At 64.3% G+C, this 12,429-nt stretch carries 14 protein-coding genes and 1 tRNA gene; 11 read left to right on the top strand and 4 right to left on the bottom strand.

Annotated elements, in window-relative coordinates:
* Positions 1 to 14 precede the first annotated feature (14 nt).
* The 8 genes from secY to I3K84_RS10985 all read left to right on the top strand — a co-directional run bounded on the left by secY (position 15) and on the right by I3K84_RS10985 (position 4,799).
* On the top strand, positions 15 to 1,334 hold the full coding sequence (gene secY / locus I3K84_RS11020) for a preprotein translocase subunit SecY (RefSeq protein ID WP_011803863.1): 1,320 nt from the start codon (positions 15 to 17) through the stop codon (positions 1,332 to 1,334).
* A 144-nt stretch (positions 1,335 to 1,478) separates the two neighbouring features.
* Complete coding sequence (rpmJ, locus tag I3K84_RS11015; protein WP_003050535.1) at positions 1,479 to 1,592, top strand: 50S ribosomal protein L36; 114 nt, start codon at positions 1,479 to 1,481, stop codon at positions 1,590 to 1,592.
* A gap of 23 nt (positions 1,593 to 1,615) precedes the next feature.
* Positions 1,616 to 1,981 carry a 30S ribosomal protein S13 gene (gene rpsM / locus I3K84_RS11010; RefSeq protein WP_011803864.1) on the top strand — a complete coding sequence of 122 codons (366 nt, stop codon included), beginning with the start codon at positions 1,616 to 1,618 and terminating at the stop codon, positions 1,979 to 1,981.
* Between the two features lie 17 nt (positions 1,982 to 1,998).
* Positions 1,999 to 2,403 (top strand): 30S ribosomal protein S11, encoded by a 405-nt coding sequence (gene rpsK, locus I3K84_RS11005; protein ID WP_011803865.1) that lies wholly within the window; start codon positions 1,999 to 2,001, stop codon positions 2,401 to 2,403.
* 88 nt (positions 2,404 to 2,491) lie between these two features.
* On the top strand, positions 2,492 to 3,115 hold the full coding sequence (rpsD, locus tag I3K84_RS11000) for a 30S ribosomal protein S4 (RefSeq protein ID WP_011803866.1): 624 nt from the start codon (positions 2,492 to 2,494) through the stop codon (positions 3,113 to 3,115).
* Positions 3,116 to 3,226: 111 nt separating this feature from the next.
* Complete coding sequence (gene rpoA, locus I3K84_RS10995; protein ID WP_011803867.1) at positions 3,227 to 4,219, top strand: DNA-directed RNA polymerase subunit alpha; 993 nt, start codon at positions 3,227 to 3,229, stop codon at positions 4,217 to 4,219.
* Between the two features lie 89 nt (positions 4,220 to 4,308).
* Positions 4,309 to 4,698, top strand: coding sequence for a 50S ribosomal protein L17 (gene rplQ / locus I3K84_RS10990; RefSeq protein ID WP_047350282.1), 390 nt, complete (start codon positions 4,309 to 4,311; stop codon positions 4,696 to 4,698).
* 24 nt (positions 4,699 to 4,722) lie between these two features.
* Positions 4,723 to 4,799: transfer RNA gene (locus tag I3K84_RS10985), tRNA-Met, on the top strand.
* Positions 4,800 to 4,945: 146 nt separating this feature from the next.
* On the opposite strand, the gene I3K84_RS10980 is transcribed toward I3K84_RS10985, so the two are convergent.
* From I3K84_RS10980 to I3K84_RS10970, 3 genes are read right to left on the bottom strand one after another with little or no spacing between them, the layout of a single operon-like run.
* Positions 4,946 to 6,286, bottom strand: coding sequence for a UDP-glucose/GDP-mannose dehydrogenase family protein (locus I3K84_RS10980; protein WP_196994506.1), 1,341 nt, complete (start codon positions 6,284 to 6,286; stop codon positions 4,946 to 4,948).
* Entirely contained in the window at positions 6,283 to 7,293 is a 1,011-nt protein-coding gene (locus tag I3K84_RS10975; RefSeq protein WP_196994505.1) for an NAD-dependent epimerase, read from the bottom strand. Before I3K84_RS10975 ends, I3K84_RS10980 begins: the two co-directional genes overlap by 4 nt.
* Positions 7,290 to 8,807, bottom strand: a complete 1,518-nt coding sequence (locus I3K84_RS10970; RefSeq protein WP_168727693.1) for a glycosyltransferase family 39 protein — start codon at positions 8,805 to 8,807, stop codon at positions 7,290 to 7,292. The genes I3K84_RS10975 and I3K84_RS10970 overlap by 4 nt, the downstream gene beginning before the upstream one ends.
* A gap of 103 nt (positions 8,808 to 8,910) precedes the next feature.
* On the opposite strand from I3K84_RS10970, the gene I3K84_RS10965 reads away from it, so the two are divergent.
* Together I3K84_RS10965 and I3K84_RS10960 are read left to right on the top strand one after the other, a co-directional pair.
* Positions 8,911 to 9,942: a glycosyltransferase family 2 protein gene (locus I3K84_RS10965; RefSeq protein ID WP_103738158.1), complete on the top strand. Its 1,032-nt coding sequence runs from the start codon at positions 8,911 to 8,913 to the stop codon at positions 9,940 to 9,942.
* Positions 9,939 to 10,868 (top strand): lysylphosphatidylglycerol synthase transmembrane domain-containing protein, encoded by a 930-nt coding sequence (locus I3K84_RS10960; RefSeq protein WP_196994504.1) that lies wholly within the window; start codon positions 9,939 to 9,941, stop codon positions 10,866 to 10,868. Before I3K84_RS10965 ends, I3K84_RS10960 begins: the two co-directional genes overlap by 4 nt.
* 205 nt (positions 10,869 to 11,073) lie before the next feature.
* Here I3K84_RS10960 and rsmI read toward each other — a convergent pair whose 3' ends face one another.
* Positions 11,074 to 12,012 carry a 16S rRNA (cytidine(1402)-2'-O)-methyltransferase gene (gene rsmI, locus I3K84_RS10955; protein ID WP_196994503.1) on the bottom strand — a complete coding sequence of 313 codons (939 nt, stop codon included), beginning with the start codon at positions 12,010 to 12,012 and terminating at the stop codon, positions 11,074 to 11,076.
* On the opposite strand from rsmI, the gene I3K84_RS10950 reads away from it, so the two are divergent.
* Positions 12,012 to 12,410 carry a YraN family protein gene (locus I3K84_RS10950; protein ID WP_011803875.1) on the top strand — a complete coding sequence of 133 codons (399 nt, stop codon included), beginning with the start codon at positions 12,012 to 12,014 and terminating at the stop codon, positions 12,408 to 12,410. The genes rsmI and I3K84_RS10950 overlap by 1 nt on opposite strands.
* Positions 12,411 to 12,429: the final 19 nt, after the last annotated feature.

Genomic DNA, 12,429 nt, shown 5'->3' with positions numbered 1-12,429 from the left:
GACGAAAGGCATCTGTGGCTACTAACGCAGCTCAACTGGCAAAAACCGGTAAGTTTGGCGATCTCCGCCGGCGTCTGGTCTTTCTGCTGCTCGCGTTGGTTGTGTACCGCATCGGCGCGCACATTCCCGTTCCTGGGATTGACCCGGCGCAGCTGCAGCAGTTGTTCAGTGGCCAGCAGGGCGGCATTCTCAACCTTTTCAATATGTTTTCGGGTGGAGCGCTCTCGCGCTTCACGGTCTTCGCGCTGGGGATCATGCCGTACATCTCGGCATCGATCATCATGCAGCTGATGACCTATGTGGTGCCCACATTCGAGCAGTTGAAGAAGGAAGGGGAGGCCGGGCGCCGCAAGATCACGCAGTACACCCGTTATGGAACGTTGGGCTTGGCGATTTTCCAATCGCTGGGTATTGCGGTGGCTCTGGAGAGCTCCGCAGGTCTCGTGTTGAGTCCGGGCTTCGGCTTCCGGCTCACGGCAGTGGTCAGCCTGACCGCCGGCACGATGTTCCTGATGTGGCTGGGTGAACAGATCACTGAGCGCGGCCTGGGCAACGGTATTTCGATCCTGATCTTTGCCGGTATCGCCGCGGGTCTGCCCAGTTCTATCGGTGGTCTGTTGGAGCTGGTGCGCACGGGGGCGATGAGCATCCTGGCAGCCATCTTCATCGTGATCGTCGTGGGACTGGTGACGTACTTCGTCGTCTTCGTCGAACGTGGTCAGCGCAAGATACTGGTGAACTATGCGCGGCGCCAGGTGGGCAACAAGGTCTATGGTGGGCAATCCTCCCATCTGCCTTTGAAGCTCAACATGGCGGGTGTGATTCCTCCAATCTTTGCGTCGTCCATCATCCTGCTGCCTGCAACCATTGTGAATTGGTTCAGTGCGGGAGAGTCGATGCGGTGGTTGCGTGATATTTCTGCGGCACTGACGCCCGGCCAGCCGGTCTATGTGATGTTCTACGCCGCGGCGATCATCTTCTTCTGTTTCTTCTACACGGCTCTGGTTTTCAACAGCCGCGAAACGGCAGACAACCTGAAGAAGAGCGGAGCATTCATTCCAGGCATCCGCCCGGGTGAACATACCGCGCGCTACATCGACAAGATCCTGGTGCGGCTGACGCTGGCCGGGGCTGTTTACATCACATTCGTGTGTTTGCTGCCCGAGTTCCTGATCCTGAAGTACAACGTGCCGTTCTATTTTGGTGGTACGTCGTTGCTGATCATCGTTGTCGTGACGATGGACTTCATGGCTCAGGTACAGAACTACATGATGTCGCAGCAGTACGAGTCGCTGCTGAAGAAGGCTAACTTCAAGACGACATTAGGTACCTGATGTCCGTGTGCCTTTGGCGAATGCGCTATAGTCGCGGGTTCGTCAAGAAGCAACGGCTTATTGATGCCCTTCGATCCATCGCGGGCACTTATTTTGTGTTCCGCGCACTGGGCCGGAACGATTGGACAAGTTTAGGAGAATGCAATGAGGGTTTCGGCTTCGGTCAAGAAAATTTGCCGTAACTGCAAAATCATCCGCCGCAAGGGCGTTGTGCGCGTGATCTGCACGGATCAGCGCCACAAGCAGCGCCAAGGTTGATTGGGAAGTATTAGAGGACGAACATGGCACGTATTGCTGGTATCAATATCCCGCCCCATCAGCACACCGAGATTGGCCTGACGGCCATCTACGGGATCGGGCGTACCCGTGCTCGCAAGATTTGCGAGGCATGCGGAATTGCTTATTCCAAGAAGGTCAAGGAATTGACCGATGCCGATCTGGAGAAGATTCGCGACCAGATCGCTCAGTTCACCATCGAAGGTGACCTGCGCCGTGAGACCACGATGAACATCAAGCGACTGATGGACATTGGTTGCTATCGCGGTTTCCGTCATCGTCGCGGTCTGCCGATGCGTGGTCAGCGCACGCGCACCAACGCACGCACCCGCAAGGGCCCGCGCAAGGGTGCAGCGGCACTGAAGAAGTAAGATTCTGAAAGATCACTATGGCTAAATCTCCTGCCAATAATGCCGCGCAACGTGTGCGCAAGAAGGTTCGCAAGAACATTTCGGACGGCATCGCCCACGTGCACGCCTCCTTCAACAACACGATCATTACGATCACCGATCGCCAAGGCAATGCTCTGTCCTGGGCGTCTTCTGGTGGCCAGGGCTTCAAGGGTTCGCGCAAGTCAACTCCTTTTGCTGCTCAGGTGGCATCGGAAGTGGCCGGTCGCGCAGCCATTGAGCAAGGCATCAAGAACCTCGATGTCGAAATCAAGGGTCCCGGTCCTGGCCGCGAATCCTCGGTGCGCGCGCTGGGCGCTCTCGGCATCCGCATCACCTCCATCTCGGATGTGACGCCTGTGCCCCACAACGGTTGCCGCCCCCAGAAACGCCGCCGTATTTAATTGGTTTCATAAGCCCACCGCCACCGATCGCCTGGCGCGATGGTGGCTCCCGCAGTCCGCTGCGGCAGTCGATTCAAGGATATAAAAAGTGGCACGTTATCTCGGCCCCAAGGCCAAACTCTCCCGCCGCGAAGGCACCGACCTGTTCCTGAAGAGCGCACGCCGCTCTATCGCGGACAAGGCCAAGTTTGATTCGAAGCCAGGCCAGCATGGCCGTACTTCTGGCGCACGCACGTCAGACTATGGTCTGCAACTGCGCGAAAAGCAGAAAGTCAAGCGCATGTATGGCGTGCTGGAAAAGCAATTCCGCCGCTATTTCGAGGCCGCTGAACGCCTCAAGGGCAATACAGGCGCTAATTTGCTCGGCCTGCTCGAGTGCCGCCTGGATAACGTGGTGTACCGCATGGGCTTCGGCTCGACCCGTGCCGAAGCGCGCCAGCTCGTGTCCCACAAGGCCATCACGGTGAATGGTCAAAGCGTCAACATCGCATCCTATCTGGTCAAGGCCGGCGACGTGGTTGCGGTACGCGACAAATCCAAGAAGCAGGCACGTATTGTTGAAGCTTTGCAATTGGCGCAGCAGGTGGGCATGCCCGTTTGGGTCGAAGTGAATGCCGACAAGGTAGAAGGTACCTTCAAGAAGGTCCCGGATCGCGATGAGTTCGGTGCAGACATCAACGAATCCCTGATCGTTGAGTTGTACTCGCGTTAAACCATAGCCTTAAGTTAGCCGAAATCGTCCCTGAACCGCGAGGCATCGCGGTTTAGGCGCTTCACCAGCCTTACCGGTGTAACGAGCTGGGGGTATTGAGAGGAAGTCTGCATGCAAACCAATTTGCTGAAACCCAAGGCAATCAATGTCGAGCAACTTGGCCCCAACCGTGCCAAGGTGGCGTTGGAGCCTTTTGAGCGCGGTTACGGGCACACGCTGGGCAATGCCATTCGCCGTGTACTGCTCTCTTCCATGGTGGGTTACGCAGCAACGGAGGTGACGATTGCCGGTGTCTTGCACGAATACTCGTCCATTGACGGCGTTCAGGAGGATGTGGTCAACATCCTGCTGAACCTCAAGGGGGTGGTGTTCAAGCTGCACAACCGTGACGAAGTCACGCTGAGCCTCCGCAAGGATGGCGAAGGCGTCGTCACAGCGCGCGACATCCAGACGCCGCACGACGTTGAAATCGTGAACCCCGAGCACGTCATTGCCACGCTGTCTGCGGGCGGCAAGCTGGACATGCAGATCAAGGTGGAGAAGGGCCGCGGCTACGTGCCCGGCAACCTGCGCCGCTACGCGGACGAGGCGACGAAGTCCATTGGCCGTATCGTGCTGGATGCTTCCTTCTCGCCGGTGAAACGCGTGAGCTATACCGTCGAGAGCGCGCGTGTGGAACAGCGCACGGACCTGGACAAGCTCGTCGTCGAGATCGAAACCAACGGCGCTATTACTGCCGAGGACGCGGTCCGCGCTTCCGCCAAGATTCTGGTGGAACAACTGGCAGTATTCGCGCAGCTGGAAGGCGGTGAGTTGGCAGCTTTCGATGCGCCGGCAAGCTCTCGCGGCGCTGCGACCTTCGATCCGATCCTGCTGCGTCCTGTGGACGAACTGGAACTCACCGTTCGCTCTGCCAACTGCCTCAAGGCAGAGAACATCTATTACATCGGTGATCTGATTCAGCGAACCGAGAATGAACTGCTGAAGACGCCGAACCTGGGTCGCAAGTCGCTCAACGAGATCAAGGAAGTGCTCGCTTCGCGCGGCCTGACCCTCGGTATGAAGCTCGAGAACTGGCCTCCGGCAGGGCTCGACAAGCGTTAAGTTATAATTTAAGGTTCTCTGAAAAGAGCCAGTGCCTCGGGCAGTACCTGATACGGCTGCCCGATTTAATTACATCTAAGGAAAGCACCATGCGCCACGGACACGGTCTCCGTAAACTCAATCGCACCAGCTCGCACCGCCTCGCGATGCTGCAGAACATGATGAACTCGCTCATCGAGCACGAGGCCATCAAGACCACATTGCCCAAGGCCAAGGAACTGCGCCGCGTGATCGAACCCATGATCACCCTGGCCAAGGAAGATTCCGTTGCGAATCGCCGCCTGGCTTTCAATCGCCTGCGTGATCGTGACAGCGTGACGAAGCTGTTCAACGACCTGGGTCCGCGTTTCAAGACGCGTCCCGGCGGCTACACCCGCATTCTGAAGATGGGCTTCCGGGTGGGCGACAACGCGCCCATGGCGTACGTCGAACTGGTGGATCGTTCTGAGACGCCTGAAGTTTCTTCCACGGAAGCTTAAATATAGGTTATAATTTCTGTCTACCGCGCGATGGAGCAGTCTGGTAGCTCGTTGGGCTCATAACCCAAAGGTCGGAGGTTCAAATCCTTCTCGCGCAACCAAATACTGACAGTCAAAAAAAGGCCCACTTCGGTGGGCCTTTTTGTTTTTGTTCAGGCTGCTCCGCTTCTTGAATCTGCGGCGCGCGGGACCCGAGGGCGGACGGAAACGGCCCTCTGTTGTCTTAGGTCCCCCACGTGGTTGGGTTTCAGGACATGCCGACGACTGGCGCGCGTCCTATTGATACGTACCCCAGGCCGAAGCGCGTAATGGTCTCGGGGTCATAGAGGTTGCGTCCGTCAAAGACCATACGGTCGTGGAGCGCATGGGCCATCTGCGCAAAGTCGGGCACGCGGAAGATTTTCCATTCCGTCACGATGGCCAACGCGTCCGCTCCTTCCAATGCCTCGGTGGGACTGCCGCACAGCACCAGGTCGTCACGCTCTCCGAAAATGCGCCGGGCCTCGTCCATGGCGGCCGGGTCGTGGGCGCGCACCTGGGCGCCTGCCGCCCACAGGCTCTGCAGGAGGTAACGGCTGGGCGCTTCGCGCATGTCATCGGTTTCCGGCTTGAAGGCCAGCCCCCAGACCGCGATGGTCTTGCCGCGCAGGCTGCCGCCGTAGTGCGCAATGATGCGCCGCGCCAGCAACTGCCGCTGCGCGTCATTGCGGCTTTCGACCGCCAGCAGCAGATCGGGGGTGAAGCCAATGGACTGGGCCGTGTGGATGAGGGCCTTGACGTCCTTGGGAAAGCAGCTCCCGCCGTAACCCACGCCGGGATAGATGAAGTGGTAGCCAATGCGCGGGTCACTTCCGAGCCCGCGGCGCACGTCTTCGATGTCCGCACCCAGTTGCTCGGCCAGGTTGGCCATTTCATTGATGAAGCTGATCTTGGTGGCCAGCATGGCGTTGGCGGCGTACTTCGTCAGTTCGGCGCTGCGTACATCCATCATCACGATGCGGTCGTGGTTCCGATTGAAAGGCGCATACAGCTCCCGCAATTGGCGCTCGGCCTGGGGTGCGCGTGTACCGATGACGATGCGGTCGGGCCGCTTGCAATCGGCGACGGCAGCGCCTTCCTTGAGGAATTCGGGGTTGGACACCACCTCGAATGCCAAGGCCACGCCCCGCGTCTCCAGCACCTTGCGTACGGTATCGGCGACCTTGTCGGCCGTGCCCACGGGGACGGTGGATTTATTGACGATGGTCTTCGGCGCGGTCATGTGGGTCGCGATGGTGCGCGCGACGGCCAACACATGCTGCAGATCAGCGCTGCCGTCCTCATCGGGCGGGGTGCCGACGGCGAGAAAGATCAGCTCCCCATGGGCCACGCCCTGAGCGGCGTCAGTAGTGAAGCGCAGCCGGCCTGCCGCCTGGTTGGCCTGCACCAGGGGCTCCAGCCCCGGCTCGTGGATGGGAATGTGGCCCGCCTGCAGCGCGGCCACCTTGGCGGCATCGACGTCCACGCAGATCACATCGTGGCCGACGTCGGCCAGCACTGCACCCTGCACCAGGCCGACATAGCCGGTGCCAAAAACCGTAACTTTCATGATGGGTAGAAGTCCTTGTACCAGTGGACGAAGCGCGCCACGCCGTCCCGCACGGGCGTATGGGGGGCAAAGCCGACCCAGGAAGCTAGCGCCGACATGTCGGCCGCCGTGCTGTGCATGTCGCCGGGCTGTAGTGGAAGCATGCGCTTGAGGGCGACCATCCCCAACGCCTCCTCCAGCGCTTGGATGTAGTCCATGAGCAGCGTAGGAGCGCTGTTGCCAATATTGAAGATACGGTAGGGCGCAAGGCCCGAGCCGGGCGACGGCGACAGTGGAACGAATGCGGCGTCGGGTGTGGCGGGCTTGTCGAGTACGCGTAATACGCCCTCGACGATGTCGTCGATGTAGGTGAAGTCACGCACCAACTGACCTTCGCCGTAGACGTCGATCGTCTCGCCCGCGAGCATGGCGCGGGTGAACTTGAAGAGCGCCATGTCGGGCCGCCCCCATGGCCCATACACCGTGAAAAACCGCAGGCCCGTGGTCGGAATGCCGTACAGGTGCGCGTAGGCATGCGCCATCACCTCATTGGCCTTCTTGGTCGCCGCGTAGTAGCTGACGGGATGGTCCACCGCGTCGCGCTCGGAGAACGGCAACTTCGCGTTGCCTCCGTACACGCTGGAGCTGCTGGCAAACACCAGGTGCTCCACCTGCTGTGCGCGGCAGCCCTGCAGGATGTTGCCGAAGCCCAGGAGATTGGAGTCGGTGTAATCGTCGGGTTGGTCGATGGAGTAGCGCACGCCGGCCTGTGCCGCCAGATGCAACACCCGATGGGGACGCACCCGCGCAAACAGCGCATGCATGGCGTCGCGGTCGGCGACATCGATCTGCTCGAAAGTGAAGTCGCTCTGACAGTGCAAGCGGTCCAGGCGCGCGTGCTTCAGGCCGACGTCATAGTAGGCATTGAGGTTATCGATGCCCACCACCCGTTCGCCGCGCTCCAGCAGCCGCTGCACGCAATGCATGCCGATGAAGCCGGCGCAGCCGGTGACCAGGGTGACGCTCATGGTTGTGTGCCGCGTGGGCTCCAGATGTATTCGTAATGGGCCAGGGGTGTGCCCGCGCGCACCATGTGGAAGGGCAGGTGGATGGACTGCAGCGCACGCGGCGCGATGCGGGCCTGGGCCTGATCCCACCAGCTCGACGGAACGTAGTCGGTGCGTGAAATCAAGAGCAGGCCTTGCCCCCGCTGCACGCTGCGGCGCAAATGGTCCGCGACGCAGGTCGGGATCTCGTCTTCGCCCGGCGCACAGGCGTCCACCAACGCGTCGGGAAAGCGCACCCGCAGCATGCCGGCCAGCATATGGTCGGACGCGACGATGGGGCTGGTACCGTCATAGCCCGCGGCGCGCAGGGCGTCCGCCAGTTCGATGGCCGGGTGGTTCAGCTCATCCACCTCGCCGCGCAGCCCGCTGAACCAGGGGCGTATGCCGGCAGCCACCAGCAGGATGACGGCCATCGTGGCCACGGCGATCGTGTAGCGCCGTGCACGGGGATGGTGTTGCAATTCGGGCCGCGCAGAGAAGGCGGCCAGGGGTGCCATACACAGCAGTGGAAGTATCCAGCGGCCCTTGAAGTTGCTCACGCCTGCAAACACCACCATGCCGGCCAGCGCCAGCAACACCAGGCCCAGGTAGCGCACGAACACGCGGTGCATCGGCGGCGACACCGGCGCCAGCGGCCGCTGCCACCAGGCCGAACGGAAAGCCCACAACGCGAACAGCGCCCACAGCAGCAGCGTGCTGGGGACCACACCCTCCAGCAGCCTCAGCAGGCCCTTGACCAGCCCGTTTTCAGGCTGGATGTTCATCTTGCTGATGGTGCCGGACGTCGCCTCGGTGAGGTGTGACAGCAGCCATGCCACATGCGGCAGCACGACCAGCAGGCCCACCAGGGGCGCCCACCACCAGCCGCGCGACAGCAGCGCGCGGCGCGCCTCGGGTACCGACAGTGCCGCCAGCAGCATGGCGCCCGCCACCAGCGCGAAGCTGTACTTGGCCAGCATGCCGAAGCCGCACACCAGCCCCAGCAAGGCAAAGTCCAGCGGCCGCGGGCGCCGCACGATGCGCAGCAGCAGCCACCACGCGCCACAGGCCATCGCCGTGACGAGGATGGTATGGGTCTGGTCGCGGACCGAATACCAGCCCAGCGCGGGCATCAGCACCATGCTCGCCGACGCCCAGAAGGCCCCCCGCTCGTCCAGCAGTTCCCGCCCGGCCAGGTACATGAGCGAATACGTCAGTGCCAGCAGCCCATGCTTGAGCAGCGACAGTGCCAGCACGCTGGGGCCGAACACCTGGTTCATCGCCCATTGCAGCCAGGTGTACAGCGGCGGCTGCGGGCCGTAGCCCAGTGCCAGCTCCTGGGTCCACAGAATCTGCTCGGCCTCATCCCACTTCAGCGCGGGCGAAGCGAGCAGGCGCATGGCCACGTGCGCCAGCGAGATGGCCGCGAACCAGAACAGCGGGTGGGTCCAGGGAAGGCGGGACGAAAGCGCGCGGGGCGCGGTGGAGGCGGTCATGGGGCAAGGGGAAAGTAGCGCACTGTGTGCGTCCGGCGGGCGCGAACGCGCGGGGCGCGCGAGGCACAATCGCAGCCATTATCCCGCTACAACTGTTTCCTTGATGAACACCGCCCCTACTCCAGCGCCCGACGTCTCCATCGTGGTGCCGATCTACAACGAGGTCGAGAACCTGCCCGACCTCGTGGAGCGCATCGCGCAGGCGATGTCCGCGCAGCCGCTCAGCTTCGAATTGCTGGCGGTGGACGACGGCTCGCGCGACGGCAGCGCCGACACGCTGCGTGAACTGGCGGCCACGCGCCCCTGGTTGCGCCCGGTGTTCCTGGCACGCAACTACGGCCAGTCGAGCGCCCTGCAGGCGGGTTTCGATCGCGTGCGCGGCCGCTATGTGGTGACGCTGGATGCCGACCTGCAGAACGAACCCGGCGACATTCCGCTGCTGCTGGAGCGCCTGGAAACCGACTCCAGCGTGGACATGGTCAGCGGCTGGCGCAAGGACCGGCAGGACGCGGAGCTGTCGCGCAAGCTGCCCTCGCGCATCGCCAACCGGCTGATCTCCAGCGCCACGGGGGTGCACCTGCACGACTACGGCTGCGCGCTCAAGGCCTACCGCCGGCCCATCATCGACCGTATCCGCCTCTACGGCGAGCTGCACCGCTTCATCCCGTCGCTGGCCAAGGAGGCGGGCGCGCGCATCACTGAAGTGCCGGTGCGCCACCATGCGCGCACGCGCGGCGTGTCCAAGTACGGCATCGACCGCACCTTCCGCGTCATCCTGGACCTGATCCTCATCGTCTTCTTCATGCGCTACCGCCAGCGCCCGCTGCATGCCTTTGGCGGGCTGGGGCTGTGGCTGGCTGCGCCGGGCGTGCTGATCCTGGCCTGGCTGCTGCTGCAGAAAGTGCTGGGCGAGGACATCGGCGGCCGGCCGCTGCTGCTTGCCGGCGTCATGCTGGTGCTGATGGGCGTGCAGATGGTGGTGGCGGGCCTGATCGGCGAGCTGCTGATGCGCATCTACCACAAGGCCGGCGGGGCACCGCAGTTCCATGCGCAGGAATATGTGCCGGATTCAAGAGTAAATATGCCTGCGGCGCGCGACCAGCAAGCGCAAGCAGCTACTAATAAGATAGCGTGAAACGTCCGTTCAAGGCCCTGCTGCGCGGCCTGGTGGGCCTGGCCCTGCTGGGCGCGGTGGTGGCGCTGGCCGATCCGTCCCGCGTGTGGGGCCAACTGCGCCAGGCCCAGCCAGTGTGGCTGCTGGCGGGCCTGCTGGCGGGCATCGCTTCCAACCTCGTCTCGGCGCTGCGCTGGCGGGCATTGGCGCGGTGGCTGGGCGCCAACGCGAGCGCGCGCGATGCCTGCCGCTGGTACTTCCAGGCCATCGGCCTGAATGCGTTGCTGCCGGGGGCCGTGGTGGGGGGCGACGTGTACCGCGCCGTGGTACTGCGTGGTAGCGGTCAGGACACGGCGGCCTCCAGTTGGTCGGTGGTGCTGGACCGGCTGAGCGGCCTGTGGATGCTGTGCGCCATCGGCGGCCTGGGCGCTGCCGCCTGTGCCGACGTGCTGGCGCCCTGGCTGCGGTTGCCAAGGGGACTTTTCATCGCGCTGATGCTTGGGGGCACGCTGCTGTGGCTGGCGCTGCCGTGGTGCCTGCCTGCGCTGCTGCGCAGCCGCCGGTTTGCGGGCGGCTGGCTCGCGCCGCTGCGTGAAGCCGCAACGCGCCCCGACTTCCCGCGTCAACTGGTCTGGCAGGCCGGGGCATCGGCGGCGGTGCAGCTGCTGTCGGCCGCGGCGCTGGCGGGGGGCGGGCTGGCACTGGGCGTGGCGCTGCCGGCCAGCGTGTGGGCCTGGGCGATCGCGCCTGTGTTCCTGATGGCGGCGCTGCCGGTGAGCGTGGGCGGCTGGGGCACGCGCGAGGCGGCCGCCGTGGCCGCGCTGGCCCCCTTCGGCGTGGCCGCGTCCGCCGCCGTGGGCGTGGGCGTGGTCTATGGCGTCTACGGCCTGGCGCAGGGCGCGCTGGGGGCGCTGGCGTTCGGCCTGCCGCGCAGCGCGGGGCGGTAGGCCCGGGCGCTGGCCCGCGATGGCCTGGCCATCATTGGTGTATTTTTATCAAATTGATAGCACCTTGCGCTTGATGGATGAGCGCTGGAGGTCAATTCGGCTTGAAATGAGGGGCGTGCCCGCGCCGACCATGCAGCGGCGCCGTGCCCGTGCATGCCGGTCGGATGGGGCGCTGGCGCTGCCGGCACCGGGGCGCCGGCGCGATTCAGCCGTGTTCGCCCGCGGGCTCTGCGTCCCGCTTGATCTGCAGCGCGCGCTCGTACAGCGTGTTGCGCGAGGCGTGCGCGATGTCGGCCGCCAGTTTCACCGCGGTCTTGGTCGGCAGCTCGTCCAGCAGCAGGCGCAGCACGCGCTCGACCTCCGCGCCGTCGCCCTGCGTGGCCGCCAGCGGGTGCAGCAGCACCACGAACTCGCCCTTGACCCGCTGGGGAGCGCCGGCCAGCCAGGCGGCCAGCTCCCGCGCGGGATGCGTGGAGACTTCCTCGAACTGTTTGGTGAGTTCGCGCGCGAGCGTCACCGGCCGCTCGCCCAGGTCCGCCAGCGTGTCGGCCAGCGCGGCGATGCGGTGCGGCGCCTCCAGCAGTACCACGCAGCGCGGCTCGGCCGCCAGGCGCTGCACCGCGGCCGTGCGCTCGGCACCCTTGGGCGGCAAAAAGCCCGCGAACAGGAAGCCGCCGCTGTCGGCGGTGGGGGCCACCGCGCCCGCGACGCTCAGCGCGCTCGTCACGCTGCTGGCCCCCGGCAAGGGAATGCAGCGCAGCCCCGCGGCCTGCACGGCCGCCACCAGGCGCGCGCCGGGATCACTCACCCCGGGCGTGCCGGCGTCGCTCACGTATGCCACGCGCTGGCCGGCCTGCAGTTGCTGCACCACCATCTGCGCGGCCTGCGCCTCGTTGTGCTGGTGCAGCGCCAGCAGGCGGTCGGAGGGCTTGTCGATGCCGTAGGCGCGCAGCAGCGACTGGGTGTGGCGCGTGTCCTCGCACGCCAGCGTGTCGGCCAGTTGCAGCACGTGCAGCGCACGCAGTGTGATGTCGGCCAGGTTGCCGATGGGCGTGGCGACCACGTACAGGGCGCCGTGCGGATAATGCTGCGCGGCCGCCGCATCGCGCGCGGCGCTCAAGGCAGAGGCAAAAGAGGCGCTCAATGGGATTCCTCGGCAAGAAGGTGAATGGCAGTGCGCCCGCGCGCACCACGCGCGCCGCGGGGCAGGCGGGGGAAGACCGCGCGCTGGCCCATCTCACGGCGGCGGGCCTGGCGCTGGTGGAGCGCAATTATCGGACGCCGGGGCGCGGCGGCGGAGAGATCGACCTGATCCTGCGCGAGCGCGACGGCACGCTGGTGTTCGTGGAGGTGCGCAGCCGCGGCGCCAGCGCCTACGGCGGCGCGGGCGGCAGCATCGGCGTGGCCAAGCAGCGGCGCATCGTCTTTGCCGCGCAGCACTACCTGCTGCGCTGGCCCGCACCGCCGCCATGCCGCTTCGATGCGGTGCTCATCGAGGGCGACCGGCTGCAGTGGCTGCGCGGCGCATTCGACGCCGCGTAGCGCGCGGCCTACCGTTTGC

Source organism: Diaphorobacter sp. JS3051 (assembly GCF_015832135.1).
Classification (GTDB): domain Bacteria; phylum Pseudomonadota; class Gammaproteobacteria; order Burkholderiales; family Burkholderiaceae_C; genus Diaphorobacter; species Diaphorobacter nitroreducens.
Note: the sequence above shows the minus strand (reverse complement) of the source record. Positions and strands in the feature narration are given on the sequence as shown.